The following is a 26,906-nucleotide window of genomic DNA, read 5'->3' as shown; positions in this document are numbered from 1 at the left end:
ACCGCTAAAGCAATCCAATAACCAGCTCTTCATCACCCGCTGCGTTTTTACACGGTCTGGGCCAGAAGCGGACGCTCACTTCCCCAGACAATTGACCAGTAGAAGGTCCTGTTCCGTCATCGAGCGCTGCGGCCCAAAATACTGAGAGATGGTCCTGTAACCATGGGAGTCGTCATAGAACCCAGCAGATTGCAGGGCCTCATGTGTGTGCCAGTCATAGACCGGCCCCTGAGTGCTGACGATATGGCAGAGCATTGCGTAAACCTGGCGCCAGGCCTTGTACTTCGACAGGGTTATACCGGTCTGCTGCTTGAGGCGCCACCTGCTGACTCGCCAAAGATGGTGATGTTGTCAGGGTCGCCACCGAAAGCGGCGGCATTGCGCTTCACCCATTCGATGGCAGCGATCTGGTCGCGCAGGCCGTTGTTGCCGCTACCCGCGTATTTCTTGTCCAGGGCACCCAGTTCCATGAACCCGAACAGCCCAACGCGGTAGTTGATGGTCGCCACCACCACGTCATGGCTGGCCAGCCTGCTTCCGTCGTAGAAGTCCGAAGATCCATTGCCCACCACAAAAGCGCCGCCCGGAATGAAGATCATGATGGGGCGTTTCTTGTGATCAACCGCCGGCGTCCAAACGTTCAGATGCAGGCAGTCCTCGCTTTCGTAGATTTCGCTCTGCTTGCCATCGGCCCCAGTGATGGCGCGCCCGGCAAAGGGGTATTGCTCCAGCGGGTCCTTCACCTGAGGGCAGGTGGAGCGGTATTTCGACGCTTCCAGTACGCCGTCCCACTGTCCTGCCGGCTGCGGCGGCTGGAAGCGCAGTTCCCCGACCGGAGCCTGCGCATAGGGAATCCCCTTGAAGGCGACAACCGTCCCTTCCGCGGCGCCCCTTACCTCGCCGCTTTCGGTGCGCGTACAAACGGCGCACGGTTCCTCGGCCCGCAGCACATGGCTGATCCCCGCGCAGGCCATGAGCGCACTAATGACCGCGATTCTTCTTGTTTTCACAGATGACTCCGCTCTTCTTGTTAGAAGCCCGGAGGATGTGACGCATCTTGAAACAAGTATTGTACGAGACGGTTGCCGGAGTGGCAGACGACCTCCAAGCATCGAGCGGAGTCGTGTCCGCTATGGGTCGGTAGCGGCCTTTGACCAGAAGCAGCAATCGCCCAGAAGCAGGCGCTCGACACACACTAGCGTGCTGCACAAGTGCGATCGAGAGAGCGGACCTACACGTTCAGGAACATCCAATGATTTTGTCTTCAAGAGTGACGTGACTGGATAACTATTTCATAGGGAAATCCTCGTGCGTCTCCTGCTTGAACTTTCCGATCAGGTCTTGCAGCACCAACCTATTCTTCTGCCATCTATCCCGCGCGCCTTCCAAAGTTTTCTTAACATTTAGAGGATCATCAGAGAGGCTCATATCTTTCATTGCGGCCGCATAGTTAATCATAAGATTCTCATAATGACTAACCCCGGCGATCCCTAAAGCCACCGCATCGACGTGCAGCTTTGAAACCTGCTCATGAATCAACTTTGCACTTTCTATTTTTTTCTTTTTACCTACGCTATTATCAAATTCGCTAGTCATTTCTTCAATATTCACGCTTTGACTTATATGCTCTCCCATCTTCCCCTTGCCCAGAGCGTTACTAACAGGAGTGCCCGATACTGTATGAGTCACCACCGGCTTGATTGGAGTGCTCATACTATTCGCACCGGATAGTTGGGAGTGCTTACTGAGAGCCTGCATATGAACTGCTATTTTCTCATTCTGTGTACTGGACGCTTTTGAATGATGCGGCATCATTGCCAGGGACTTGCTTGTCCCATCTGCATAAAATGCTGCCCGATGCTGATCAATGACAATCATATTATTTGAAAGGTTCTCAGTGGCAAGTCCGGGAAACAAGTTGAGCGGCTCAAGGAATATGACTTTATCGAGCGCATATGAACTACCACTCTCTGACCAGTGAGGTATCACTTCAACCTTGTCAACCTTACCATCCCTCGTCCAGATATCTTGTACATTCGCGTATGCAGCCACTCCATAGACAACCAGACAATACGTGAAAAACTTGCGCTCCCAGGATTTCGCATCAGAGGCATTAGCGCGCTCAAGAAATTTTTCTAGATCCGTCCTTCGAACCTTATGCCTTGAATGAATCGCTGCTGCCAACATTCCGTCGATCTTAACTTCCTCTGCAATGCGCATAGCAGTTACTTCAGCGAGATAGTTCCTGAATGCCTCGGACATCATGGCCATACTTATTCCCTTGAATAGTGAGTACCAACGCTCCCCTATTCATCGATCAGATTGCGGGAGCACCGATAAGCCAAGGAGCGTGCTGGCTCCAACTTCCAAATCCTCAGCGCAGCACACCGAGCATGACCCAAACCCGGCGGGCCTCGGGGTCGGCGTGCACCAATTCGTCCATTAGCGCGCTCAGCGGCATGCCGCCCCACTCCACCGCCCGGCGAATGATGTAGGGCACCGGGCTGTGGGGTTCGGTGCGTGCCAGATATTCGGCAATGGCGGTGAGCTGTCGGTAGGCCTCTTCGCGGTTCTGCGGAGCGCAGCCAGTGGGAAGCGGGCAGGAGGAGGCCATAGCAGTCGAATCCGGCTCGGCGGGCGTTTCCGTTGCAGTGACGGGTGCGAATTCTTGCGGAGCCATGGCCTTACATCCCTGAATGACGTTGCTGAACGCGTCGATGGACGCGGCGAGTTGCTGCAGGCTCGGTGCGGCATCGCCGAGCTGGAGGTCACACCAGGCATCCAGGCGTCGCAGGTGGCCTGCCGCGCAGTCCAGCCCGGCCAGTGTCGCCGCCCAACCATTCACCGCGCAGCTACGGATCGATTCGTTCAGCCGTTTCTGCTCCTGTCGCGCGCTCTCTGCCGCCACCTTGTCGACCTTGTTGTCGCTGACCTGCACCTGCCGTCGCTGCAGCTCCTGCCAGCCGTGCAGTGTGGTTTGCGGCCAGCCGCTGCACAGCGGGACGCGGGTGAGCAGGAGTTCGTTGTAGCGCCGCGCCACCCAGGCAAGCGGTGCAGCGCGCCACTCCTGGTCGCCATCTGTGGCCTGCGGGTGCAGTTGTTCGGGAAATGCAATGCAAAGATCGGCCAGCAGCCTCAGTGCTGCGGCGAGACCTGCTGGGCCGTGGGTGACGATCCAGGCCTCACCTAGATAACCTGCGATGGTCAGGTCTTTGCTTCGCTGCCTCAGTACCTCTTCGGCCAGTGCAGTCAGGGCCAGCCAATCAGCACGCTTAGGCTCAGCTTTCCAAACGCCAGCCGGCAGCTCGGTATCCTCCTCTCGCCGCAGCTCACGCAGGCGATCCATCACCGGATCATGACGCAGCGACTCGCCGCACGGCGACTCGCCCGGCAGAGGTTGCAGGAGCGCCTGCAGCGCCTCGTCTGAAATCATGGCAACTCCTGAGCGCCGGCAAGGTTCGCCACGCCGATACCGCTGAAGGGCGTGCGCGGCGCGCGTACAGGTAAGGGCTGGACGGACAAAGGCTGTTTGGCGTCCTGGGTCATCAGCGAGATGCGCAGGAACATCCGCGCCTCCGGTTCGCGGCTGTTCGGTGCGCGCACCGGCACCTGCAACGCGAGGGGGAAATCGGTGTAGTCGGCGCTGGGCTGGCGCTGCAGGATCAGGTGCGAGCGCAGCAGGCGCATCAGCGCCCAGGGGCCGCTGTATTCCCAGCCCACCTCCAGGTCCGCCACCGCCATGCTCGCCTGCCGTGGGTCGATGTCCGGCCGCTGCGGGCTGTCCTTGGCCCAGCGCAGCAGCAATTTCATCGGCTCGCCGACGTTCCAGTGCAGGCGCTGGCTGTCGCCACCGGGGAAGGTCAGCGGGCGGTCCGCCGCGTAGAGCGTCCAGGCGATCACCTGGTCGGCGCCGCGCTCGGCCTCGCGGTCGGTGCGCCAGCGCACATCCAGGTCGACCCCCTGCGCCCCGCCCTTGTCGCGCTGGAACAACGGGCCCATCCAGGCCCTGGCCAGTTGCAGGCGCTGGAGGAAATCCGCCGCGGCCGCGCGGTCGCTCGACTGGCTGAGCTTGAGGCCTTCCTGGGCCCGTTGCAGGTTCTGATCGAGCAGTTCGACCAGATGCTGCACCCGCGCAGGATCAGCGTCCTCGGCTTGCAGGCTGTAGGCGAAGGGGAAACGATTGGCCAGGTACTGATTGAAGTAGTCGGCAATGGCAGACCAGGCGAGGGCGGCCTCCTTCTGCTGCAACTCCAGGCAGCGCTGCTGCGCCTGGCTGTGCAGGCTGCGGGTGAAGCGCGCCACGTCACCCTGCCCGGGCACCAGCGCGGAGGTACTGAGAATCTTGCCGCAGCTGGCGGCGTCCATTTCGACGAAGTCGCGGCTCACCAGTTGGTCCAGCAGCATCGGCGAGCTGGTCGGGTTCTGCGCCTTGTACTTGACCAGCTCATCACTGAGGTCGACGAAGCGCCGCACCTTGTCCTGGTCGGCGAAGCCGAGGTTGCCGCGGTCGCGTAGCCAGGTCAGCGCGGGCGCATGCTCCTCGCTCAGGGCGAGCATGGTCTCGAATTGCTGGCCGAGGCTGCGCTTGAGGTCCTGGGTGTCGCTGGAGCGGTACAACTGCAGGCCGAAGTTGCGCGTGCCGTCCCAGCCGGAAAGCTCCGCGCGCGCGCGAAACAGCGGCAGCGCATCGATCGACTTCAGCACCTCGTCGACATCGGCCAGCGCGCCACGAGTCAGGTGGATGTCCAGGGCGTTGGCCAGGTCGTTGCGCTGCAGAGTTTCCAGAGCCTGGCGGACCTGCTCCGCCGGCTCCAGCGGGACGTCGAAGGTACTTTTCCAGGGCGCCCCGCTGACGGGAACGGATTGCGTCAGGCTGCTCCACATGGCGCTGGCCGCGGCGGCGGCAGTGCTCTCGGCAAGGGCGTCGCGGTACTCGGCGGGGATGCGCGCCTGCTCCTGCTCGCTGTACTTGCGATAGCTGTCGTAGTAGGCCAGCGCCGCGTTGAGCGCGTGGGCGTCGAGATTGCCCAGCCGGCGCGGATCGCTCTCCTGCGTGGGCTGGCGCAGGGCGGTGCCGGTGAAGTCCTGGCGCAGCAGTGAGTCGATGGTGCTGCCCAGCGCCACCACATGTTCCTGCAACGTCAGGGTGCCACCGGGCTGCAGTTGCAGCAGGTTGTCGCGGGAGCCGGCGGCGGAAATCCACTGGTCATGGAAGGCACGCTGCAGCTTGCTGGCCTGACTGGTCACCTTCGCTTCCGCCGAAGGCCCGAGCAGGTAGGACTGGCGCACATCGTCGAGCAGCGCGCGAAAGCCCGGCACGATCTCCTGGGCATTGCCGTGGCTCCAGGCGGCGTTGGTCAGGGCCACCATGTTGCGCAGCGCGTCGATCTGCGCGGCGGTCTCCTCCAGCTCCTCGAGGCTATTGCCCTGCCGTGCCCTGAGTTCGTTCAGGTGCAGGCGCAGGAAGCCGGCCGGCCGCACGAAGTTGTCGGCGAGGAAGAACTGATCGAGCCAGAGGCTCATCAGGTCGTCGAAGTTGCGTGCCAACTGCCCCTCGCGTGGGCCGGGGTCGACCGGCGCCGGGGCATCGGCAATGCCCTGGCCGAGTACCGTTTGCAGGTGGCTGGCATTGCGCAGGGCGCCGGGTTCGAGGGTCAGGCCGTAAGCCTGTTCACCCAGTTTGGCGAGGCTTTCCAGGGCATTCTTCGAGGTGCCGGCGCGCAACTCGGTGTACCAGCGGTTGCGCTGTTCGAAAGCCAGTACGCCACTGGCGAGGTCGCGGGCAGCAACGAAGTTCGGCCACTGCTCCGGGCTGTCGCTCTGCACGTTGGCGCGGCGCTCGCTACTACGGATGGCGCGCAGCCGGACCAGCTCGGCGGCCTGCATTTGCTGCAAGGGCACCAGCACTTCGCGGCGTGTCAGGTCGCGAAGCAGTTCGTCCATCTGGCTGTCGAAACCGGAGAACCAGGAGCTCGGATACACCAGCGAGCTGTAGTGCCAGCGTGGTGCGCCCTGCAGCAGCGCCCAGTAAGCCTGCAGGCGGCGCCGGCCGGATTCCTCCGGCGATGCGACGGCCGTGCCGACTTCGCCCTGCCCGCGCTGCATGGCCTGGATGTGCTGACCCAGCAGCTGCGCCTCGCGGGAATCCTCATGCCAGACCCAGAGCATGCCCAGCAGCCAGCAAATGCCGACGGCACCGGCCAGCGCTCCCAGCAGTCGCTGCGAGCGTTGGCGCAGACGCAGGACTCGCGGCACGGCCTGGGCCAGCCCGCGCTCGGCGAGCAGGCGCGATTGCCAGAGATGCTGGGTGAACAGCAACTGCGCGGGTGCCTCCTCCCGCGCCGAGAGCGCCCAGTCGTCACCACTGGGAGCCATGCGGTACGCGCCGCTGAAGTACAGGCCACGCAAGCGCGGCGCCTCACCCAGCGCGTTGCCCTGGAAGACCGGCTCCAACCGCTGGCGCAAACCTTCCCGCAGGCTCTCCAGCGCCTGCGGGAAGCGATACAGCTCCTCGCTCAATTGCCCCTTGAGCACGCCCGCTTCGAGGATCGCCGCCTGCAACGCTTGCAATACCTGATCGAAGCCGCGCTCCAGGTGCTCGCCCTGCCAGGCCGCATCCGCCTGCAAGGGCGAGGCCCAGCCGAGCGGTCGCTCGCGAACCTCGGCGGGCAGGGCGGCGTGCAGTTCCGCGAAGCCATCGAGCTCTTCCAGCCCGGTCACCACGACATAGACCGGCAGGCTCAGCCCCAGCCGCTGCAACAGGTCGTTGAAGCGCCGGCGCAACTGGACGCTCTCCTGCGCCAGGCTGGCCGGATCCAGCAGGCGCTCCACCGGCACGGCCCAGATCACCCCGTCCAACGGGCGCCGCGGGCGCATCCGCAGCAACAGGCCGAGCAAGCGGCGCCAGGGTTGCAGCAACGACGGCGCGGCTTCTTCGGGCAGGAACAGGGCCTGTGGGACCGCCAGCACGGCGCCGTCCTGGTCGGCCCACCAGCGGCCGAACCAGGCCGGGCGGCTCACCGGCGCAAGGCTCCAGTCAGCGGCCAGGCGTTCGCCCAGCAGCGGGTCGCCCAGCAGGAGGTACCAGGGCACGTCGTAGCGATCGGCCACGCCGTGGTCCTGCTCCATCTGCCGCACGGTCAGGTAGAAGGCGCGCACCGCCTCACCGCCCTTGCTGCGCAGCCAGAGGAATGCCGCCACCGCCAGCGCCGCGACCAGTAGCAACAGCAGCGCCAGCACCAGCCAGCCGCTCAAGCCACCTGCTCCGGGAAAGCGGCCAGGCAGGCCAGGTCGAGCAAAGGCGTCAGCTCGCCGCGAACGTCGCTCCACAGCCAATGGCCGAGGACGATGAGCAGCAGGGCGCCGGCCGCGACCATCAACGCCAGACGCAGGCCGTCGGGCAAGGCACGCCGCAGCGGCAGGCGCAGGGGCGCGGCACTGGCCGGGCGCGCCAGGGTTTCCAGCAACGCCGGCACCTCGGCGTCACGCTGCCAGGCATGGGCGAACAATGCGTGCCGCCACTTCTCGTGCAGCGCTTCGCCCTTCGGGCCGCGCAGCTTTCCGTGGAAGCCCAGCAGCAGGCATTGCAGGTAGACATTGGCGAGGTCACGGCTGCCCGGTGCGCGCGTTTCGAGCAGGCGGTGGATGGCCTGGGGAACCCGTTCCCCAGCATTGCGCGTGCCGTAGAGACGCGACTCCAGAGGCCGCTCCTGCCACACGGACTGGCCGCTCCAGGGATCGAACAGCAGGCTTTCATCGAGCAGCGCGACAAAGGCGTAGACCATGCCCTTGACCTGTTCGCCAGCCGCATCGCCGACGCTGGCGTTGGCGCCGCGCCACAGACGCCGCACCACCACCTGGGCCTCGTCGGCGACCCGTTCGATGGCCACACTGTCCTCGCTGGTGGACTCGCGCAGGCCTTCCCAGCGCCTGCGCCACTCCAGCCAGGCCGCCTGGAAAGCACCACTGAGCGGCGCTTCGCCGAACGACGGCGGATAAATTGGCAGATTCCCTTCGGCCATGTTCGCCTCCCTGCCTCAGGCGCCGTCCACGATGAACAGCACGATCTGCCACGGACTGCCGCCGGTGCCTTGGGCTGCCCGCAGACACAGGTGCTGGGCGGGGTCGAACCAGTCGCCCTCGGCCTGCACGACGAACAGGTGGGTATCCTCGCCCACGCTGTAGGCGATCTGTTCGGCGCGGCTCATCGGCAGATGCTCCAGGCCCGACATACGTTGCCGGCCGAGGATCGCCAGGCTCGCCTCGGAAGCGACGATGCAGCGCGACAGCCACTCGTGGGCTTGCTCCTCGCCGCAGGCCGGCGGCATGCGCAGGCCGATGACCAGCCGCTGGACCGGCGAGTACAGGTCTGGCAAGGCCAGGCTGAAGTCGTTGCCGGCGCGCTCGAAAGCCAGGCTGCGGTAGCCGGCGCGCACCCGCCCGAGGGTGACTTCCAGCCACTCGATCAGCGGGTTGAAGGTCCGCAGCAGCTCGTTGAAATCGAAGGTCGGGAAGGCCGGCACGCCGCCCAGCGGGTCGAGCACGCTCCAGCTGCCGGCCATGCCGCAGAGCAGGCCATGCAGTTGCGCCGGACTCGCTGCTCCACTGTAGAGCGCCGCCTCCAGCTCGGGCAGGCGCGCCCAGAGCGCCGCCAGTTGGCGGCGAATTTCCTGGCTGTCCTCGGTGTTCTCCGCCTGCTGCGCCTGGCGCAAGCGGCCGGCGAGGAACACGCACTTCTCCCGCGCATGGGCGCACAGCGCCACCAGCGCCTGCCCCAACGGCGAAGCCGGCGCGATTCGCGGAGTGGGCGCCACGTAGGGCAGGCAGACGAAGCCGCCGGCATCCTTACCGATGCGCATCAGCGGCAGACACACCGAATCGGCGCGCTGCGCCTCGGTCACCAGTCGCGGCGCCGGGCGCCAGACAACGATGGGTTCGGGATTCTCGCCGCTGGCCAGGTCCGGCACCGCTGGCCCGCTGGTGGATTGCAGGCGCCCCTTGAGCGGCAGTACCTGTCCGCCACGGGCCAGTGGGCTGAGGGCAAGGTAGAGGGTAATGCTGGCATCGAGGGAGGCGGCGATGGCGGCCGTGGCGTCGAAGACCAGGGTCTCACCCTGGCCCAGGCTGACCGGCAAGCCATCGGGCAGGATCGCCTCCAGCGCGAGGAGGCGCACCACGCCGGTGCTCAGGGCGGAAGGGTCCAGCTCCAGATGTTCGAGCCCCCAGAACCAGGGGTTCGCCGCGTGGGCCAGGCGCGCGGACAACACTTCAGCGCGCAGGCCCTGGAGCTGGAAGTGCTGGGGAAGCAGTTGCATCCCTTCGTGCCAACAAACTGCGTCAGGCAGAACTCTCACACCACTTCCCCTTCGACGTCCTGGATTGTCATGGGCCCATCCCGCAGGACGGTGGCTCAGTGCTCCTCGGCACTCAGCAGGCGCATCTCCCTGCTATCGAAACGCAGCCATACGTTGGGCTGCTGATCCAGGCGAATGCGATGGGCGCCGGGAGTGTTATAGCCGGCAAAGACCAAAAGTCCAGCAGCCGGCTTGCCGGCCAGGGGAAAGTCCTGGGCCTCCATGAACTGCCCCGGCACCAGCTCCAGGCTCCACACGGAGAGCTGCTTCTGATGGTCACGGCGGTACTGTTCACGGTCGCTGAACCACTGTTTGGCGCTCATCGCCGAGAGCAGCTTGAGCAGGTCCGCGTCCTGTACCGCGACGAAGTCCACGGCGATGGGCGAATCGCCGTTGGCCTTGCTCGCGACATCCAAAGTCAGGCGGTCGACGTCGACCTTCGGGCCAAACCAGGAACAGCCTCCGAGAACTACCAGGAGCACAGCACAGAGGCAGGCTTTCGTCGACTTCATGAAACGTCCTTGTGAAATGTCTGTCAGAGATTATTTTCGGATTTGCGTTTTTAGCAACCTGATCTAGCGTGCTTGGTTAGCTCGTGGACAAACGAGCCCATCTGGGATCGCCAAGGACAGGCCTGAATCACATCTCCCCTTCCTGCCGCGTGGTCCAGCCAAGGAGCGCGACGACAGCGAACCCGCTGCGGCGTGCCCGCCTCCTCAGCAGTGGAGTTCGCCAGCATGGCAGAAAGCACGCAGCACAAACTGGACCGGGTACGCCCTCCCCGGGTCCAGATCACCTATGACGTGGAAATCGGCAACGCCGTCGAGAAAAAGGAGCTGCCGCTGGTCGTAGGTATCCTCGCCGACCTCTCGGGCAAACCCGTCACGCCCCTGCCCAAGCTCGGCGAACGCCGCTTCACCGAGATCGACCGCGACAACTTCAACGCCGTGCTGTCGTCCATTGGCCCGCGTGTGGCAGTGCAGGTCGACAACACCCTGAGCAATGACGGCAGCCGGCTCAACGTCGAGCTGAACTTCAAGCACATCGACGACTTCGACCCGGTGAGCATCGTCAATCAGGTGGTGCCGCTACGCCGCCTGTTCGAAGCCCGCCAGCGCCTGCGCGACCTGCTCACCAAGCTCGACGGCAACGATGAGCTGGACCAGCTACTGCAGGACGTGGTGAGCAACACCGAAGGCCTGCAGGAAATCCGCGCGACCCACCCGGTGAGCGCCGAGGCCGGCGCCGCCGACGACACCGCCCAGGCCGCCGCCGAAGGCGACGAGCCCGCCGAACCGCAAGCCTGATCCGCCGCCAGGAGAGCATAGCAATGGCCAAACCCAGCTCCGCCGCGGCGCAAAGCGCCGAAGGCAGTACCCAGACCCTCGACCTGCTCGACCGCATCATCGCCGACGGCCGCATGGCCCACGATGACAGCCAGCAGGAATACGCCCGCGACATGCTCGCGGAGTTCGCCACCCAGGTCCTCGACGAAGGCATGACCGTCAGCAAGGACACCGTGGCCATGATCAACGATCGCATCGGCCGCATCGACGAACTGATCAGCGCCCAGCTCAATCAGATCCTGCACCACCCCGAGGTGCAGCAGCTCGAATCCTCCTGGCGCGGCCTGCACCAGCTGGTGCAGAACAGCGAGACCGGCACGCGCCTCAAGTTGCGCCTGCTCAACGTCAGCCAGCAGGACCTGCAGAACGACCTGGAGAAGGCCGTCGAGTTCGACCAGAGCGCGCTGTTCAAGAAGATCTACGAAGAGGAATACGGCACCTTCGGCGGGCACCCGTTCAGCCTGCTGGTGGGCGACTATTCCTTCGGCCGTCACCCGCAGGACATCGCCCTGCTGGAAAAACTCTCCAACGTCGCCGCCGCGGCCCACGCGCCCTTCATCGGCGCGGCCAGCCCGCGCCTGTTCGACATGGGCAGCTTCACCGAGCTGGCGGTGCCGCGTGACCTGAGCAAGGTCTTCGAGAGCCTGGAGCTGATCAAGTGGCGTTCCTTCCGCGAAAGCGAGGATTCGCGCTACGTCTCCCTGGCCCTGCCACGCTACCTCGTGCGCCTGCCCTACGGCCCGGAAACCCTGCCGGTGGAGGGCATGAACTTCATCGAGGACGTGGACGGCACCGACCACGCCAAGTACCTCTGGGGCAACGCCGCGTGGGTCATGGCCCAGCGCATCACCGATGCCTTCAGCAAGTACGGCTGGTGCGCGGCGATCCGTGGCAGCGAAGGCGGCGGCGCCGTCGAGGGCCTGCCGGCGCATACCTTCCGCACCCATGCCGGCGACCTGTCGCTCAAGTGCCCGACCGAAGTGGCAATCACCGATCGCCGCGAGAAGGAACTCAACGACCTGGGCTTCATCGCCCTGTGCCACAAGAAGAATACCGACCTCGCGGTGTTCTTCGGCGGCCAGTCCACCAACAAGCCACGCCTGTACAACACCAACGAGGCCAACGCCAACGCGCGGCTCTCGGCGATGCTGCCGTATGTGCTGGCGGCCTCGCGCTTCGCCCACTACCTGAAGGTGATCATGCGCGACAAGGTGGGCAGCTTCATGACCCGCGACAATGTGCAGACCTACCTCAACAACTGGATCGCCGACTACGTGCTGATCAACGACAACGCCCCGCAGGAGATCAAGGCGCAGTACCCGCTGCGCGAAGCCCGCGTGGATGTCAGCGAGGTCGCCGGCAAGCCCGGCGTCTACCGCGCCACGGTGTTCCTGCGGCCGCACTTCCAGCTGGAGGAGCTGACCGCCTCGATCCGCCTGGTAGCCAGCCTGCCGCCACCGGTCGCCGCCTGAGCCCAGGGGCCGCCCCGCGCGGGCGGCCCCGCGCGGGCGGCCCCTTCACCTGACATCCCCCCTTTCATGCAGCGGAGTTTTCCACCATGGATGCAATACTTCTCGACCTGGGCGACGACATCAAGGGCGACAGCCTGCTGTCCGGCTACGAAAACAAGATCGAAATCATGTCGTACAGCCACAACGTCGCCATGCAGGTGACCAACGATGTCAGCAACTCGGAGCGCACCTCCGGCAAGCCACACATCGGCGAGTTCACCCTGACCAAGTTCGTCGACACCTCCACCCCGACGCTCAACGAATACTGCTGCGCCGGCAAGGCCATCCCCACCGCCACGGTCACCATCGGCCGCAACGCCGCCGAGGGCGACGGCAAGATCATGCCCTTCATCACCTACACCCTGAACAACGTGGTGCTCTCCAACGTCAGCGTCAGCGGTGGCGCCGGTGGCAAGCCGGTGGAAACCCTGTCGCTGAACTTCACCAAGATCAAATGGGAGCTCACCGCGCAGAAAGACGACGGCAGCAAGGAGGGCACCGCCGCCTCGACCTGGGACCTGGCCGCCAACAAGCTCGCCAGCTAAGGACGCCGGGCCTTGCACGGCATCGCTCGGCCACCGCTGCTGGACCGCCTCTCCGACACCGGAGAGACGGAGCCGGCCTTCGACCAGCGCGCCCTGGCTGCCTCGGTGGCGCAGGAGCTGTCACGCCTGCTCAACAGCCGCAGCCCAGCCGGCAACGGCGTCGGCATCCTCGCCTACGGCATCGCCGACTGGACGGCCCTGCAGGCCCGCCGCGAAACCGACCGCCAGCACCTGGCGCGGGAGATCCGCCGCGCAGTGAGCCGATTCGAGCCACGCCTGGGGCTGAGCGAAGTCGTGGTCGACGCCGATCCCCTGCACCCACAGCGCCTGCGCGTGCGCCTGCTCGGCAGCCTGCGCCAGGACGCCGGCCGCACGCCTCTGCTGTTCGAACTCATCCCCGTTGGCGGAACACTGGAAGTACGCCATGAGCGACTCGATTGATGCCGAACTGCTGGATTACTACCAGCGCGAACTGACCTGGCTGCGCCACGCCGGCGCGGGCTTTGCCGCGCGTTACCCCAAGGTTGCGCGACGCCTGGAACTGGGCCCCGGTGAGTGCGGCGATCCCCACGTCGAACGTTTGCTGGAGGGCTTCGCGCTGCTCGCCGCGCGCCTGCAGCGACGCCTGGACGACGACTACGCACAGTTCAGCGACGCCCTGCTGGAACAGCTCTATCCGCTGGCCCTGCGCCCCCAGCCCTCCTGCGCTGTGGTGCGCTTCGAGCCCGACCCGGCCAAGGGCAAGCTGAGCGCCGGCTTCCACCTGCCGCGCGGCACGCCGCTGTTCGTCAGCGTGCCGGGCCAGGAGCGCATCGAACTGCCCGAGGAACTGCGCGGACAGACCTTGCACTGGCGCACCACCGATGAGGTCACCCTCTGGCCGCTGCGCATCGAGGAAGTCGTGCTGCTCGGTGCCGAGGAGGCCCAGGCCGCCACCGGCACCGCCGGCGTGCGCGGGGCCTTGCGCCTGGACCTGCGCTGCCTGGACAAGGACGGCTGGGCCGCCCTGGAGGTCGATAGCCTGCGCATCCACCTGAGCGCCAACCCCGTCACCAACGCGGCGCTGTCCGACCTGCTTGGCGCCCACGCCTGCGGCCTGATCGCCAAGACCGAAGGGGCGCCGTCGCAACACCTGGAAGGCCTGCCGCAGCGGGTCGGCTTCGCCGCCGAACAGGCCCTGCTGCCCGAGGATGAGCGCGTCCATCCCGGCTTGCGCCTGCTGGCCGAGTACTTTGCCTTCCCCGACAAATTTGCTTTCTTCGACCTGCCGCTGCACGGCCTGCGCGCCAGCGGCGAGCAGCTCCATCTCTACGTCCTCTTCGACCGCCCCGCACCCGCCCGCCTGACCCTGCAGGCCAGCGACCTGGCGCTGGGCTGCGTACCGGCGATCAACCTGTTCCCGCGGACCTCCGAGCCGCTGCGACCGGACGGCACGCGCAGCGAGTACCGGCTGGTCGCCGATGCCCATCGCGAGAACTCGGTGGAGATCCACAGCATCCGCTCCCTGCGCGCGAGTACCCCGCAGGGCGTGGTCGAGGTCGCACCCTACCACGGCGTCCAGCACCGCCCCGGCGCGCTCGGTCTTTACTGGCATGCACGGCGGGTCGAAGGCATGACGCCCAGCCGACGCGGCAGCGACCTGCTGCTGACCCTGGTGGACGCCGGCCTGCAACCGCAGCAGGAGAGCCCGCAGTACAGCCTCAGCGCCGAAGTGCTGTGCACCAACCGCGGCCTTGCCGAGTACCTGCCGGCCGGCACCGAACTGGCTTTCGAGCGCCCCGGCCCGGTGGCCCGCGCCAGCCTGCTGCGCGCGCCGAGCCGGCAATGCCAGCCAGCGCTGGACGGCCCGTCGCGCTGGCAACTGGTCTCGCAGCTCACGCTCAACCACCTGTCGCTGGTGGAAGGCCCGCAAGCCCTCGACGCCCTGCGGGAAATCCTCGCGCTGCACGACTTCAGCGAAGACAAGCTCGCCGCCCGACAAATCGACGGACTCGTGCGACTGGACTGCGCGCGCGTGGTCGACCATGTCGGCAGCGATGCCTGGCGCGGTTGGCGCAATGGGCTGGAGGTGCGCGTGCACCTGGAGCGCCAGGCCTTCGTCGGCGCCAGCGCGGTGCTGTTCGGCGCCGTGCTCGCACAGTTCTTCTCGCTCTACGCCAACGCCAACCGCTTCGTGCGCACGGTGCTGGTGCAATCGGACCAGGAGATTTGCCGATGGCAACCCCAGGCCGGCCAACCCCTCTCTCTCTGAGCCGGCGCCTGCGCGCCGAGCCGCACCGCTTCGAGTGGCTGCAAGCCCTGCTGCTGCTTGAACACGAGCAGCCCCAGGCCACACCGCTGGGCCACGGCAGCCGGCCAGAGGCCGAGGCGCTGCGCCTGCGCGGCCCGCTGACGCCGGTGTTCGCTCCCAGCCAGATCGACGCCCTGGAAGACGAAGACGGCCGACCGCTGCTGAGCACTTCCATCTTCGGCCTGGGCGGCGCCGATGGCGCCCTGCCCTACGCCTACCAGGAGTGGCTGCAGCAACGCGCACGGCAGAAGGACCATGCGCCCGCCGAATTCCTCGACCTGTTCCAGCATCGCCTGCTCAGCCTGCTCTACCGGGTGTTGCGCAAGCACCGGCTGGCCGTGGGCTTCCAGGCACCGGCCGCCGCGCCCCTGCGGCGCCCACTGCGGGCCCTGGTGGGGCTGCTGCCGACGGGCCTGCACGAACGCGGCGCGCTGCCCGACGCCAGCGTGCTCGCCCGCAGCGCGCAGTTCTCCGGCCAGCGCCGCTCGCTGGTTGGCTTCGCCGCCATGCTCCGCGAACAGTTCGGCATCCCCACCCAGTGCGAAGCCTACGCCGGCGCCTGGCGGGAGATTCCCCAGGCAAGGCGCAGCGTGCTCAAGCGCGGCGGAACCAACCTTGGGCTGGGCCGCGACGCCATCGCCGGCACCCGCGTCTGGGACGAGCACGCCGGATTCCACCTGCGCCTCGGCCCGCTGGACGAAGCCACGGCCCGGCACTTCCTCCCGGACGGTATCGCCTATCCGCTACTGGCCCATCTCTGCGCGCTGTACTTCGGCCCCGACCTCGACTGCCGACTACGCCTGCTGGTGCGCGCCAGCGGACCGCTGACGCTGGGACGCGGCAACGCCCCGCGGCTGAACTGGAACACCGGCCTGCTCCGCAGCGGCGGCGCCGTACAACCCATCGACCTGACCCTGCGCCACGTGGAGATGCCCTGATGGACCTCGCCAGCCTGATCGGCCGCCTCAACCCCGAATCCCGTCGTGCGCTGGAGCGCGCCGCTCAGCGCTGCCTGCAACGCACACACCACTATGTCGAGATCGAACACCTGCTGCTGGAACTGCTGGACATTGATGGCGGCGACCTTGCCCGGCTGCTGCCGCGTTTCGGCCTGGAGCGCGACCAACTGGTCGGCGAGATCAACACCGCGCTGGAGCTATTCCGCATCGGCAGCACGCGCACCCCGGCACTCTCGCCGCAGACCATCGGCCTGCTGGAAGATGCGGTGGTACAGGCCAGCGTGCTTGGCCAGCCGGCAATCCGTTCCGGGGTGCTGCTGCTCGCCCTGCTTGACCGCGAGGAGCGCCGTGCGCTGCTGCTCAACAGCGCCTCGTCGCTGCTGCGCATTCCCCACGAGACGCTGCGGGAAAAGCTCCTGGAGTGGACCGAAGGCTCCCGCGAACAGCCGCCTGGCACCCGCGCTCCGGCCAAGGCGACGCCCGCCAGCGCACCGGCCCAGGACAGCGTGCTCGACCAGTACACCCAGGACCTCACCGCCGATGCCCACGCCGGGCGCATCGACCCCATCGTCGGACGCGACGGCGAGATCCGTCAGTGCGTGGACATCCTCCTGCGCCGCCGGCAGAACAACCCGATCCTGGTTGGCGCCCCCGGCGTCGGCAAGACCGCCGTGGTCGAGGGCCTGGCGCTGCGCATCGCTGCCGGGGAGGTACCGCCATCCCTGCAAGGCGTGGTGCTGCGCGTGCTCGACCTCGGCCTGCTGCAGGCGGGCGCCGGGGTCAAAGGCGAGTTCGAGCAGCGTCTGAAGGGCGTGATCGATGCGGTGCGAAGCAGCGAACAGCCGATCATCCTGTTCATCGACGAAGCCCACACCCTGATCGGTGCCGGCGGTGCGGAGGGCGGCAGCGACGCCGCCAACCTGCTCAAACCGGCGCTGGCCCGTGGCGAGCTGCGCACCCTGGCCGCCACCACCTGGCTGGAATACAAGAAGTACTTCGAGAAGGACCCGGCACTGGCACGACGCTTCCAGCTGGTGCAGGTGGAAGAGCCCGACGAGGCCACCGCCGTGGACATGCTGCGCGGCGTCGCCGCCAAGCTCGAACAGCACCACGGCGTGCAGGTGCTGGACGTGGCCATCCAGGATGCAGTGAAGCTTTCGCACCGCTACATCTCCGGCCGCCAGTTACCGGACAAGGCCATCAGCGTGCTGGATACCGCCTGCGCCCGTGTCGCCCTGGCCCAGCACGACGTGCCGCCAGCCCTGGAGAACCTGCGCCACCGCGAATTGGCGGTAGAGGAAGAGCTGCAACGCCTGCGCCGCGAGCAGGCCACCGGCCTGGACCACAGCACGCGCATCACCAGCCTGGAACAGGAATCGGTGGGCAACCTGTCGGCCATCCGCGCCCTGGAAAAACGCTGGGGCGAGGAGCGCGAGGCGGTCCGCGAACTGCTGCAATCGCGGCGCGAACTGCTGACCCTGAGCGAGAGTGCCGACGCCGCCAAACCCGACAAAGAGCTCGACGGCCGCATCGATCACCTGGCCGCCGAACTGGCACGCCTGGAAGCCGGCCTCGACGCCATCCGCGAAGACGATCCGCTGGTACCCGAACAGGTCGACTCGAAGACCGTGGCCGCGGTAATCGCCGGCTGGACCGGCATCCCGGTGGGCAAGATGCTCGCCGACGAGGCCCACGCCATCCGCACCCTGGCCCAGCGCATGGGCCAACGGGTGATGGGCCAGGAAGCGGCGCTGGGCACCATCGCCCAGCGCATCCAGGCCTACCGCGCCGGCCTCACCGACCCGGCCAAACCGGTGGGCGTGTTCCTCCTGCTCGGCCCCACCGGCGTGGGCAAGACCGAGACCGCCTACGCCCTGGCGGACGCCCTCTACGGCGGCGAGCGCAATCTCATCAGCATCAACCTTTCCGAGTACCAGGAAGCCCACACCGTCAGCCAGCTCAAGGGCGCACCGCCCGGCTACGTCGGCTACGGCACCGGCGGCGTACTCACCGAAGCCGTGCGCCGCCGGCCCTACTCGGTGGTGCTGCTGGACGAAATCGAAAAGGCCCACCCCGACGTGCTGGAAGCCTTCTACAACGTCTTCGACAAGGGCGTGATGGAGGACGGCACCGGCCTGGTGGTGGACTTCAAGAACACCGTGATCCTCGCCACCAGCAACGTCGGCGCGGAACTGCTGCTGGACACACCGGCCGAACAGCTCACAGGCGATGCCTTCAACGACCAGCTGCGCAAGGTGCTGCTGCAAGCCTTCCGTGCCGCCTTCCTCGCGCGCATGACCGTGGTGCCCTATCGGCCGCTGGAGGAAGCGACCCTGGAAGGCATCGTCATCGCCAAGCTGGAAAAGCTACGCGAACGCTACAAGGCGGCGACCGGCAAGCAGTTCGATTTCGATCCGATAATCGTGAAAGCGGTACTCGCCAAGTGCAGCTCGGCGGGGGCACGGGATATCGAAAACGTATTGATGGCGGAAGTAACTGGGAAGTTGGCGGAGTGGGCGCTGGAGTGAGTCCAGCAATAGAGCGGATATCGACAAGGAAAGCGGGCAGCATGCCTAACTACATAGTATTTCACAGCGAAAGCAGCACTCTTAAACTAGCGCCCGAAAAGCCGGAAGAATACATATCGATAGTGTTTTCTCTATTTGGGCGACTACTTCCAGTCTGGATGCACCCTGACGTAGAAGATCACTTTAAAACCACCCTTGTAACCAGCATAAAGGCACGACACGAGATACTTATAAGGGACGTTGACTTTGTAGCCAGCAGACTCCTGTCTCTCTATGACGGCTGCAAGGTTCTTTTTATTGCCCTTGGCGCCAGCCCAAAAATGGTGAAATGGATGCTCAAGGCTAAAGGCGCGCAGGTCATAACGGTCAACGCCAGCGCTATTAAAGTGACCAGCCATCGAACTGAGCAATTCGATGAGTACTTGAGATCTAAACTACAGAGACATCAGGACAAAACGCATCTAGTCATAATGGATTTTGCCGACAGCGCGCAAAGTCTCTATCGAATAAAATACGACATAAAGACCGTGACCGGCTATAAATTCATTGTCGAAAGTGTAGCAATAGGTCACTCCGATCAACTCGAAAAGCACTGCAACAGAAATTACAAGGCAAGCCTTGCGCACATTTTCAAGAAAGAAATCCCTACTCTTGATAATGAACTTTTCACTCAGAACACCAAGAGAACTCTCGGCCGAAACAAGGTCAAGAATCCATACGAAAACTGGTCATGGAGAAACAGGCTAATTGATAAAACGCACAAAGAATACAGGGCGCACAAGTCTGCTCACAAAAGCCTGTTTCTCCTGCCGATGCTGAACATGACCACCGATCAGCTTCTCGAACTGCAGATGGACTATCTGAACTCCCTCCCTCCGGCTACCGACGATGGTGATGATGACTTCTCGGAATACAGCTATGGCTCAGTTGATTTAGGCGAATTCATGCCTTACGAAAGTGATCATGAGGGTCACGAAACCGGCAGCCACTAAAGCTCCTGAAATCCTCACGTGAAAGTGCACAGGTTGATTTTCATTGAATCAAGTCAGGTCAAACGGGCCTGCTAGCGAGATCATCAATGCCCCGTCCCACCGATACCACCACCAGTCTTTCCCTCACGGCGTCGGCGCTAACGGACCTCTACCCGCAGACCCTTTCCGGCCAGGAGGCGCTAAACAATCTCGCCCAGTTGAACCTGCTTGGTTACAGCAGTAGCCCGCTCGCACTACCTGACTCCGTAGCCAGCCACGTCACCACCACCCTGCACTTCGACAACCAGCAGCGTCCCCTAGACGTCCTGATCGGCAAAATCCACCAGCTCCCCGCCGACGCCACCGCCGACCGCTATCAACTGATTCTGCGTCCCTGGCTCTGGTGGCTGACCCTGGCCAGCAACAACCGCGTATTCCAGAACCTCACCACCAGCGACATCGTCACGACCATCTTCAAGGCCCACGGTTTCACTGACTTCATGCTGTCGCTGACCGGCAGCTACGAACCCCGCGAATACTGCGTGCAGTACGGCGAAAGCGATTTCGCCTTCGTCTCGCGGCTGCTGGAAGAGGAAGGCATCTTCTGGTTCCTCACCCACGAAGAGGGCAAGCACACGCTGGTGCTGGCCGACAGCAACGATGCCTTCCCGCCCATTCCCAATGGACCGAAGGTGCCGTACCTGGGGCAGGAGATCGGCGTGCGCGAGCTGCACGGCATCCGTTCAGCGCAGTACTGCCTGCAGGCGGTGGCCGGGACCTACAGCGCCACCGACTACGAGTTCACCACGCCCACCACCTCGCTCTATTCCCAGGCGCAGGCCGATGCCGGGCCGCGCGCGCAGTACGAACACCCCGGCGGCTATACCGCCAAGGCCCGCGGCGATGCGCTGACCAAGCAGCGTGTGGACGGCCTTCGCAGCCAGGAAAAGCGCCTGATTGGCGAGAGCGACTGCCGCTGGCTGGTGCCGGGGCACTGGTTCACCCTCACCGGGCATGACGACGCGAGCCTGAACATCGACTGGGTGCTGACCTCGGTGACCCACGAGGCTGATCACGAGCATTACCGTAATCGCTTCGAGGCCATCCCCAAGGCCACCGCCTACCGCCCTCCCCGCACCACACCCAAGCCGCGCATGCACACCCAGACGGCCAAAGTGGTAGGCAAGGCCGGCGAGGAAATCTGGACCGACGAGTATGGCCGCATCAAGATCCAGTTCCCCTGGGACCTGCAGGGCCAGAACGACGAAGCCTCGTCCTGCTGGGTGCGCGTGGTACTGCCGTGGAGCGGCAAGGGTTTCGGCATGCAGTTCATCCCGCGCATCGGCCAGGAGGTGATCGTCACCTTCATCGATGGCGACTCGGACCGCCCGCTGGTCACCGGCTGCGTCTACAACGGCGACAACGCCCTGCCCTACGCGCTGCCGGACAACCAGACACAGTCCGGCATCAAGACCAGCTCGTCGAAGGGTGGTGGCGGCTACAACGAGCTGCGCTTCGAGGACAAGAAGGATGCCGAGGAAGTCTTCCTGCAGGCACAGAAGGACCTGAAGGTGAACGTGCTCAACGACAGCACCGCCACCATCGGCCACGACGAAACGCTCACGGTGCAGAACGCCCGCACCCGCACGGTGAAGGAAGGCGACGAGACCGTCACCCTGGAGAAGGGCAAGCGCAGCGTGACCATCCAGTCCGGCAGCGACACGCTGGACGTGAAGGATACCCGTACGGTCAAGGTCGGTGCCGACCAGACCCACAGCACCGGCGGCAACTACAGCCACCAGGTCAGCGGCAACTTCGAACTGACGGTGGACGGCAACCTGACCATCAAGGTCAGTGGCACCCTCACCCTGCAGAGCGGCGGCAGCCTGACGCTCAAGACCGACGCCGATCTCGCCGCCCAGGCCGGCATCTCGTTGACCAGCAAGGCCGGCACTTCCCTGACCAACCAGGCCGGCACCTCGCTCACCAACAAGGCCGGCACCACCCTGACCAACGATGCTGGCGTCAGCCTTACCAACAAGGCCGCCGCCGAACAGACGGTCGACGGTGGCGGCATGCTGACCCTCAAGGGCGGCCTGGTGAAGGTCAACTGAGGACAACGACATGGCCAACAGCGGAGCCCTCGACCTCAAGCGTGGCGACAGCACCCTGCAGGGCCGCCTGCAGGACGGCGGGCTGGAAGGCCCGCTGCGCATCAGCGAGCGCGGCCGCCCGCAGGCCAGCCTGGACTACCGCGGCGGCGAACTGCACGGCACCAGCACGCTCTACCACCCCAACGGCCAGGTCAGTGCGCAGTTGCCCTACGTACGAGGGCGTCTGCAGGGTGAAGCGCGTTTCTTCGCCGCTGAAGGCTGGCTGCAGCGCAAGGTGAGTTACCGCGACGGCCTGATGCACGGCGAGGCCTGCAGCTATCTCACCGATGGCACGCTCACCGAGCAGGCCTTCTACCGCGAGGGTGTACAGGAGGGCCCGTTCCGGCGTTTCCACGGCAACGGCCAGTTGGCGCAGGAGACCCGCTTTGCGAAAGGCGCGTCGCTGGATCAGCCAAGGTCCTATGCCGAGGATGGCCGCCCGCTGGACCACAACGGCAAGCCGATCTCGCGGCTGCGCTGGTGGCTGGGCAGTCGTGGCGAGGCCAGCGAGGCCTGAACCGATTCAGGGAATCAGCATCTGCACCTGGCCGGGAAACACCACTTTGATCGCCCCACCCCAGGTGCACATCAACGTGCCGTTGGCGTCCAGCGCCGGCATGCCGCCCAGCAGCACCGTGGGCGGTCCGCCGGGTATCCACGGAGCGGCGGTGGCCGGAATGCATGGCATGGGTGTCAGAACGCCGAGTGCGGCTGCGGTAGCGGCGGCTACCGTCGGATTGGATGGGCTGGTGCACATGCCGAAGGGCAGGATATTCAGCAGGGGTATGTGGTCCTGCAGGTTGGCTGCTGGCGTGCCGCAGGTGAGGACACGATTAACTGGCAGTACGTTGAGCACCGACGGAGCGACGCCGAAACTGCATTGCAGCGTTGCACCGCTGCAGACCTGGGGACAACCCATGAGTCACCTCGCCTACCTTCGCCTGGCAAGCCTTCCTTCATGTCGCAATTGACGATGAGTGGGTGAAATATAGCGTTTCCAAACGCCAACGCTTGCGACAGGTAGATTAGTGTGGTCAAGGTTGACTGGCGCTATTGCATGACTGCAGCTATCGGCCCAGACCGTGTAAAAACGCAGCGGGTGATGGATTGTTGGTTTTGGGATTGTTTTAGCGGCGCCCAGAGGCCCTATGGGCTTCTGGCGTGTCGACCCGAGTCATTCAACTGATTTGGGCAAGTGCGGTTTTACGATGCTGTGAAACGAGTTCAGCGGGCCATCCATGGCGGTTTCAGGCCTTCATCGCGGCCATCAGCGCACTGCTGCCCAGCAGACTCAGCATGCGTTTGAAGTTGTAGGCGAGCACATGCAGGCTCATTTCCGTGCTTACCCGTTCGAGCGTTCGGGTGAGGAAATGGGTGGCGCCCATCCAGGCCTTCAGCGTGCCAAATGGATGCTCCACCGTCTGGCGGCGGATGCGCATCATCTCCGGCAACTGATCCAAGCGGGACTGCATTTCCTCGAGCACCGATTCATGCTCCCAGCGGCTCACGCGCCGCTGTGGGCTCGGTGTGCAGCGCTCCTTCAACGCACAACCTTGGCAATGCGAGCTCCAGTAGCGGTGCAGCTTCAGCCCTTTCTCGACGCTTGAGAAGCGCCAAATCAGGCTTTGCCCTGCCGGGCAGAGGTATCCGCTAACTGTGGGCAGGCGGAAGCAAGGTGGCGTCTGAGAGCCTCTGGTGCCTTGGCGCATAGCACTGCGAGATCTGGCAGCTGTCCTGCCTGTGAAGGCCAATCCAAAACCAGCACTGTCACCCCGAGATTGGTTCCGGTGCGGGTCAGCTCTTCGTTATCTGTAATGCTGATCTGTCTTGTTGCCACCAGAATCCAGAGGTCGATACAGCGGTGACTTGATGCAGTCTCAAAAACCTTCGCTTTGAGGGCATCCAGGCTAAGCGAGGTGCCCGCTTTGTATCGCTTGGCCTCCATCGCAACTTCGAAGAGATTTACCCCCTGACTACGAACATCAGATCCGCCCTGTGGGCCGGATTTGGCAACGCCGAAGCTTAAGCCGGTCAGCTCAACCAGCAGGTCGCGAATTAACCCCTCAAAGCCTTTCGGTCCGGAGGGATCGAGCGTTTGAAGCGTGCCGGAGAGAAGAGCTACAGCCTGATTGAAGTCCATTTCACTCTCGAATGTAGGGCGTCAGTCCTATCAAGCTACCAAATTAAAGTTCACCGGGGGATCTGCCGTTACCAAGGTGCTGGATGCTGCTGTATCCAGCAGAGGCACCTTGGATGTCTCTCTGAACGTCATTAGACTTGCTAAGCACTACTTTTCGACAGTCGATCCTCGTCGCCAGGGGGCTCGCTGTTGCTATTATGTGAACAGCGAAAGCATCAAGATTCGCCGTGATGCGCTCGCGAGCAGGCCTCAGATCTTACTTAGCAGCTCCAGACGTTTGCCCCAGCTCTCTGGCCAAAGGAATCGGCAACGCCATTTAGCCTTCAGTGCCTAGCGAGCAGAATGCAGTTCATCCACTCGTGATGGGTGGCGGGGAAGAAGATTTTTCCGGAGCAACGAGTAATCGCGGTGTAGAGCAACGCCAATTTTTGCGACATCTCTTGTTTGCTCCGCAAGTTATCGAAGTAATAAATGTCCTCGGATATCGCCACCCTGGGAAGCTCAAAGTTCTTCGAGGAGGCAACCGTGACTATCAGGTGCCGACTCGGCGTGCCTCGACCGAGCTCGTCGAGCTCAGCGCCGTTGTATAGGCCTGATACCCCAAACTTGGTGCCGACCTTCTCCAACCAGTCCTCGACCCGCAAGAAGGCATGGTTCCATGCCATTCTGGTGCGCAGCTCACTCCAAGATCGGAACCCTGCCAGCTTGAAATGCTGCGGCATCGCCAGCCCGCTATAGAGACCGAGACAATCCTCCAGAAAAGTCCCCAGATCCACGCTGTAGGCCACCGCTGCGCCCTTGCCCTGGTACCGATTCCGGATTAGCCAGTCAAATACACCCCATTCATCTGCCACAAGAATGGCTGAAGGCTCCGGCGGAAACTGCTCTGCCCGGTACTCAGCAATCACCGTTTCCTTCTCGGCATTACCGATAAAAGGTTCGACCCGCGCCCCTGGGAAAGCGTCAATTAGAGGATTCAGGTAGTTAACGAGCTGTGGACCGGCACGAAGCGATAGCGTCATCTCGCGGTGTCGGATCTTGGCCGCATGGGAAACATAGCGGCCTTGAAGGTTCTGGAACTGATCCCCCAAGGTAATAACTACCTGCGGCGAGCGATCGAGTATTTCAACGAGCGGACTGATCAAGTCATGCCCCTCGTCGATCACCACCACCTGATACGAATCCGGGATATTGAGGCCCATTAGGGCAATCTGCTTCAGCCGGTGCCAACCGGTTACACGGATGGCCAAGTCCTGGCGATCGAGATCAATCATTGCCGACCAGAGCTGCTTGGCAAGCGCCACCAGCAATTGCTGCTGTGCCAAGGAGAGTGACGCCTGCAGCGCGTTTGGCAGATGCTGGGCGGAAATTTCCGTGTCATTCGACAGACAGAACTTATTGATCGCCGGACACAGCGCGCGAACGATCTGCGGACCACTTAAATTGCCCACGGAAGAAATATTCAGCCGCTCCGCCACGCTTTCGTCCGAGAAGCGGCGGTTGGCGGCCAGCCTGATCTTCTCCTCCAGCCGCGGATTGCCACGAGCCAGGATGAGGCTTGAGAGCTTGGCAAAGGTCAGTGCATGGATCTGGTGAGAGAATTGTTTTTTGACCGGCCAAAGCTTGCTCTCAACGTCAGCCAGAAACAGGCATCGTCTGTCGTGAAGGATGCTGACTACTTCCCTCAGAACGAACGTCTTTCCCGCCCCGGCATACGCCTGAGTCTCGATGGAATCTCCAGGGTTCGCGCGGATAGTTTCGACTAATCGGTATTGCGGATCACTCAATCGGACAGTCTGCCCATCAGACCGAAGGTGGTCACGATTGACGGTGCTAGAGGCTCGAGCATAGGTCCTGGCGAAGTCGAAATTCCACGATCCATCACCATGGACGTACTGGCGCAGCGTCACCGCTTTCTGATCGATAAGGCCGATGCCTAAGGAGGATGCAGCCAACAGACCAGCGGCGAAAGCATCTCGGTTGTAGGACTCGGCTAGCACTGAGGCTAAAAGATCAGATGGGTGCGCTAACAGCCTGGCAAAAATGCGCTCCATCTCCAACGGAGACTGCGGTCGTTCCGTCAGCTTCGGGACCTGGAGCAGGTAGAGAATCGCCGCCATTTCGTAGCGGCATGGTTGTTCCGAGTCTAGCGACACTCCGCTGACTAAAGCTTTGCCAAGCTCCTCACTCAGAGGCAGATACCAGACGGGGCGCATTATCACCAGACGTGGGGTCGTTCAACGAACTGTCTTAGTACAAGAGGATGGGGCTAGGGTCAACACAACGGACCGTTGTGATGGTCTGTCATGGGAGCCTGGCTATTAAGCCCTGCGAATCCCTGCGCTGACGTTAGCCCCGTGTTAGCCCGCTCCAAAAAATAAAAAGGCCCGCATCGCTGCGGGCCTTTATTTTTCTGGTGCCGGTAAGAGGAATCGAACCCCCGACCTTCTCATTACGAATGAGCTGCTCTACCGACTGAGCTACACCGGCGGCGGCAGTAAGCTAGCACCCATCGCATGTATTATCAATTAAGACTCATTCAAGCGATGCTCTGCCTACCTGCACGCCTAAAACCAACTCAGTTCTTGACGTAGCCAGCGGTCACGCAAGTGCCACTGTAGTTCCAAACCAAGCGATCGACATCAACGGTCGGGGTCAGAACGCAGGTTTCGGTGTCCAGGATACCTTTATAGGCGTTCGGTGTAGCGGTGATCACGCCGTTGGCAACAGTCAGGGAGTTGAATGCCTTGGCGGTGGTAGCAGCGGGGACAGCCGGTACACCGCCAGCACCAGCATCACAAGTAGCCAGTTTAGCTGCAGCATCAGCACCGTCAGCCGAAGAGAAGCACTCATCAACAGCCAGCTTGAAGGGAGCCATTGCAGCGGTAACTTCGGTATAAGCCGCTTTCTTCATGTAGTTCTGGTAGGCCGGCAGAGCAATGGCGGCCAGGATGCCGATGATCGCAACCACGATCATCAGTTCGATCAGAGTAAAGCCTTTTTGAGCTTTCATAGTTCACTCCAGGGTTTTAGAAGAGGTCGTAGGACCTGGCTTAGGTGAAAGCAGGTTCCATGCCAAATTACGCAAGACCTCGCTCCGCGGCGAATGT

The 26,906-nt window shown here is 63.6% G+C and carries 21 protein-coding genes, 1 tRNA gene and 1 pseudogene; 10 read left to right on the top strand and 13 right to left on the bottom strand.

The features are described from left to right. Nucleotides 1-293: 293 nt before the first annotated feature. The 7 genes from CTR55_RS20100 to CTR55_RS20070 all read right to left on the bottom strand — a co-directional run bounded on the left by CTR55_RS20100 (nucleotide 294) and on the right by CTR55_RS20070 (nucleotide 9,865). Entirely contained in the window at nucleotides 294-1,010 is a 717-nt protein-coding gene (locus CTR55_RS20100) for a carboxylesterase family protein (protein ID WP_296288714.1), read from the bottom strand. A 277-nt stretch (nucleotides 1,011-1,287) separates the two neighbouring features. Further along, nucleotides 1,288-2,271 (bottom strand): hypothetical protein, encoded by a 984-nt coding sequence (locus tag CTR55_RS20095; RefSeq protein ID WP_296288713.1) that lies wholly within the window; start codon nucleotides 2,269-2,271, stop codon nucleotides 1,288-1,290. Nucleotides 2,272-2,374: 103 nt separating this feature from the next. Then, complete coding sequence (tssA, locus tag CTR55_RS20090) at nucleotides 2,375-3,433, bottom strand: type VI secretion system protein TssA (RefSeq protein WP_296288712.1); 1,059 nt, start codon at nucleotides 3,431-3,433, stop codon at nucleotides 2,375-2,377. Beyond that, nucleotides 3,430-7,254, bottom strand: coding sequence for a type VI secretion protein IcmF/TssM N-terminal domain-containing protein (locus tag CTR55_RS20085; protein WP_296288711.1), 3,825 nt, complete (start codon nucleotides 7,252-7,254; stop codon nucleotides 3,430-3,432). The genes tssA and CTR55_RS20085 overlap by 4 nt, the downstream gene beginning before the upstream one ends. Then, on the bottom strand, nucleotides 7,251-8,021 hold the full coding sequence (locus CTR55_RS20080) for a DotU/TssL family secretion system protein (RefSeq protein ID WP_296288710.1): 771 nt from the start codon (nucleotides 8,019-8,021) through the stop codon (nucleotides 7,251-7,253). The genes CTR55_RS20085 and CTR55_RS20080 overlap by 4 nt, the downstream gene beginning before the upstream one ends. 15 nt (nucleotides 8,022-8,036) lie before the next feature. Next, a complete protein-coding gene (gene tssK, locus CTR55_RS20075; protein ID WP_296288709.1) occupies nucleotides 8,037-9,353 on the bottom strand; it encodes a type VI secretion system baseplate subunit TssK in 1,317 nt (438 codons plus the stop codon). 56 nt (nucleotides 9,354-9,409) lie between these two features. After that, entirely contained in the window at nucleotides 9,410-9,865 is a 456-nt protein-coding gene (locus tag CTR55_RS20070) for a type VI secretion protein (protein ID WP_296288707.1), read from the bottom strand. A gap of 225 nt (nucleotides 9,866-10,090) precedes the next feature. Here CTR55_RS20070 and tssB point away from each other — a divergent pair, with 225 nt between their 5' ends. From tssB to CTR55_RS20020, 10 genes are all read left to right on the top strand, one after another. Continuing rightward, the gene (gene tssB, locus CTR55_RS20065) at nucleotides 10,091-10,660 is read left to right on the top strand and encodes a type VI secretion system contractile sheath small subunit (RefSeq protein ID WP_296288706.1); all 570 of its coding nucleotides are present in this window, start codon (nucleotides 10,091-10,093) and stop codon (nucleotides 10,658-10,660) included. A gap of 23 nt (nucleotides 10,661-10,683) precedes the next feature. After that, nucleotides 10,684-12,171 (top strand): type VI secretion system contractile sheath large subunit, encoded by a 1,488-nt coding sequence (gene tssC, locus CTR55_RS20060; protein WP_296288702.1) that lies wholly within the window; start codon nucleotides 10,684-10,686, stop codon nucleotides 12,169-12,171. Between the two features lie 86 nt (nucleotides 12,172-12,257). Then, nucleotides 12,258-12,755, top strand: coding sequence for an Hcp family type VI secretion system effector (locus CTR55_RS20055; protein WP_296288701.1), 498 nt, complete (start codon nucleotides 12,258-12,260; stop codon nucleotides 12,753-12,755). A 12-nt stretch (nucleotides 12,756-12,767) separates the two neighbouring features. Next, nucleotides 12,768-13,196: a type VI secretion system baseplate subunit TssE gene (gene tssE / locus CTR55_RS20050; RefSeq protein WP_296288700.1), complete on the top strand. Its 429-nt coding sequence runs from the start codon at nucleotides 12,768-12,770 to the stop codon at nucleotides 13,194-13,196. Beyond that, nucleotides 13,180-15,006, top strand: coding sequence for a type VI secretion system baseplate subunit TssF (tssF, locus tag CTR55_RS20045; protein WP_296288699.1), 1,827 nt, complete (start codon nucleotides 13,180-13,182; stop codon nucleotides 15,004-15,006). Before tssE ends, tssF begins: the two co-directional genes overlap by 17 nt. Next, nucleotides 14,970-15,983, top strand: coding sequence for a type VI secretion system baseplate subunit TssG (tssG, locus tag CTR55_RS20040; protein ID WP_296288698.1), 1,014 nt, complete (start codon nucleotides 14,970-14,972; stop codon nucleotides 15,981-15,983). Before tssF ends, tssG begins: the two co-directional genes overlap by 37 nt. Beyond that, on the top strand, nucleotides 15,983-18,532 hold the full coding sequence (tssH, locus tag CTR55_RS20035) for a type VI secretion system ATPase TssH (protein WP_296288697.1): 2,550 nt from the start codon (nucleotides 15,983-15,985) through the stop codon (nucleotides 18,530-18,532). The genes tssG and tssH overlap by 1 nt, the downstream gene beginning before the upstream one ends. A gap of 41 nt (nucleotides 18,533-18,573) precedes the next feature. Then, nucleotides 18,574-19,524, top strand: a complete 951-nt coding sequence (locus tag CTR55_RS20030; RefSeq protein ID WP_296288696.1) for a hypothetical protein — start codon at nucleotides 18,574-18,576, stop codon at nucleotides 19,522-19,524. Between the two features lie 86 nt (nucleotides 19,525-19,610). Beyond that, nucleotides 19,611-21,617: a type VI secretion system tip protein VgrG gene (tssI, locus tag CTR55_RS20025; RefSeq protein ID WP_296288695.1), complete on the top strand. Its 2,007-nt coding sequence runs from the start codon at nucleotides 19,611-19,613 to the stop codon at nucleotides 21,615-21,617. A 10-nt stretch (nucleotides 21,618-21,627) separates the two neighbouring features. Beyond that, nucleotides 21,628-22,173: a toxin-antitoxin system YwqK family antitoxin gene (locus CTR55_RS20020; protein WP_296288694.1), complete on the top strand. Its 546-nt coding sequence runs from the start codon at nucleotides 21,628-21,630 to the stop codon at nucleotides 22,171-22,173. A 6-nt stretch (nucleotides 22,174-22,179) separates the two neighbouring features. On the opposite strand, the gene CTR55_RS20015 is transcribed toward CTR55_RS20020, so the two are convergent. The 6 genes and pseudogenes from CTR55_RS20015 to CTR55_RS19990 all read right to left on the bottom strand — a co-directional run bounded on the left by CTR55_RS20015 (nucleotide 22,180) and on the right by CTR55_RS19990 (nucleotide 26,809). Further along, the gene (locus CTR55_RS20015; protein WP_296288693.1) at nucleotides 22,180-22,575 is read right to left on the bottom strand and encodes a DUF4280 domain-containing protein; all 396 of its coding nucleotides are present in this window, start codon (nucleotides 22,573-22,575) and stop codon (nucleotides 22,180-22,182) included. A 328-nt stretch (nucleotides 22,576-22,903) separates the two neighbouring features. Continuing rightward, nucleotides 22,904-23,296: pseudogene (locus CTR55_RS20010) on the bottom strand (transposase); the annotation flags it as partial. Beyond that, complete coding sequence (locus tag CTR55_RS20005) at nucleotides 23,275-23,796, bottom strand: hypothetical protein (protein ID WP_296288692.1); 522 nt, start codon at nucleotides 23,794-23,796, stop codon at nucleotides 23,275-23,277. The gene CTR55_RS20005 and the pseudogene CTR55_RS20010, both read right to left, overlap by 22 nt. A gap of 323 nt (nucleotides 23,797-24,119) precedes the next feature. Continuing rightward, on the bottom strand, nucleotides 24,120-26,012 hold the full coding sequence (locus tag CTR55_RS20000) for a hypothetical protein (RefSeq protein WP_296288691.1): 1,893 nt from the start codon (nucleotides 26,010-26,012) through the stop codon (nucleotides 24,120-24,122). A 198-nt stretch (nucleotides 26,013-26,210) separates the two neighbouring features. Continuing rightward, nucleotides 26,211-26,286 (bottom strand) — tRNA-Thr (locus CTR55_RS19995). 88 nt (nucleotides 26,287-26,374) lie between these two features. Further along, the gene (locus CTR55_RS19990; RefSeq protein WP_296288690.1) at nucleotides 26,375-26,809 is read right to left on the bottom strand and encodes a prepilin-type N-terminal cleavage/methylation domain-containing protein; all 435 of its coding nucleotides are present in this window, start codon (nucleotides 26,807-26,809) and stop codon (nucleotides 26,375-26,377) included. Between the last annotated feature and the right edge of the window lie 97 nt (nucleotides 26,810-26,906).

It is taken from the genome of Pseudomonas sp. (assembly GCF_002796985.1).
Lineage (GTDB): Bacteria > Pseudomonadota > Gammaproteobacteria > Pseudomonadales > Pseudomonadaceae > Pseudomonas.
The sequence above is the reverse complement of the archived record's forward strand: the minus strand, read 5'-3'. Positions and strand labels throughout refer to the sequence as shown.

What these genes read in the sequence shown, in the direction of transcription:
- CTR55_RS20095 (WP_296288713.1), bottom strand. Translation starts at nt 2,271, where the DNA reads ATGGCCATGATGTCCGAGGCATTCAGGAACTATCTCGCTGAAGTAACT.
- tssA (WP_296288712.1), bottom strand. Translation starts at nt 3,433, where the DNA reads ATGATTTCAGACGAGGCGCTGCAGGCGCTCCTGCAACCTCTGCCGGGC.
- CTR55_RS20080 (WP_296288710.1), bottom strand. Translation starts at nt 8,021, where the DNA reads ATGGCCGAAGGGAATCTGCCAATTTATCCGCCGTCGTTCGGCGAAGCG.
- CTR55_RS20070 (WP_296288707.1), bottom strand. Translation starts at nt 9,865, where the DNA reads ATGAAGTCGACGAAAGCCTGCCTCTGTGCTGTGCTCCTGGTAGTTCTC.
- tssB (WP_296288706.1), top strand. Translation starts at nt 10,091, where the DNA reads ATGGCAGAAAGCACGCAGCACAAACTGGACCGGGTACGCCCTCCCCGG.
- tssC (WP_296288702.1), top strand. Translation starts at nt 10,684, where the DNA reads ATGGCCAAACCCAGCTCCGCCGCGGCGCAAAGCGCCGAAGGCAGTACC.
- CTR55_RS20055 (WP_296288701.1), top strand. Translation starts at nt 12,258, where the DNA reads ATGGATGCAATACTTCTCGACCTGGGCGACGACATCAAGGGCGACAGC.
- tssF (WP_296288699.1), top strand. Translation starts at nt 13,180, where the DNA reads ATGAGCGACTCGATTGATGCCGAACTGCTGGATTACTACCAGCGCGAA.
- tssG (WP_296288698.1), top strand. Translation starts at nt 14,970, where the DNA reads ATGGCAACCCCAGGCCGGCCAACCCCTCTCTCTCTGAGCCGGCGCCTG.
- tssH (WP_296288697.1), top strand. Translation starts at nt 15,983, where the DNA reads ATGGACCTCGCCAGCCTGATCGGCCGCCTCAACCCCGAATCCCGTCGT.
- CTR55_RS20030 (WP_296288696.1), top strand. Translation starts at nt 18,574, where the DNA reads ATGCCTAACTACATAGTATTTCACAGCGAAAGCAGCACTCTTAAACTA.
- tssI (WP_296288695.1), top strand. Translation starts at nt 19,611, where the DNA reads ATGCCCCGTCCCACCGATACCACCACCAGTCTTTCCCTCACGGCGTCG.
- CTR55_RS20020 (WP_296288694.1), top strand. Translation starts at nt 21,628, where the DNA reads ATGGCCAACAGCGGAGCCCTCGACCTCAAGCGTGGCGACAGCACCCTG.
- CTR55_RS20015 (WP_296288693.1), bottom strand. Translation starts at nt 22,575, where the DNA reads ATGGGTTGTCCCCAGGTCTGCAGCGGTGCAACGCTGCAATGCAGTTTC.
- CTR55_RS20005 (WP_296288692.1), bottom strand. Translation starts at nt 23,796, where the DNA reads ATGGACTTCAATCAGGCTGTAGCTCTTCTCTCCGGCACGCTTCAAACG.
- CTR55_RS20000 (WP_296288691.1), bottom strand. Translation starts at nt 26,012, where the DNA reads ATGCGCCCCGTCTGGTATCTGCCTCTGAGTGAGGAGCTTGGCAAAGCT.
- CTR55_RS19990 (WP_296288690.1), bottom strand. Translation starts at nt 26,809, where the DNA reads ATGAAAGCTCAAAAAGGCTTTACTCTGATCGAACTGATGATCGTGGTT.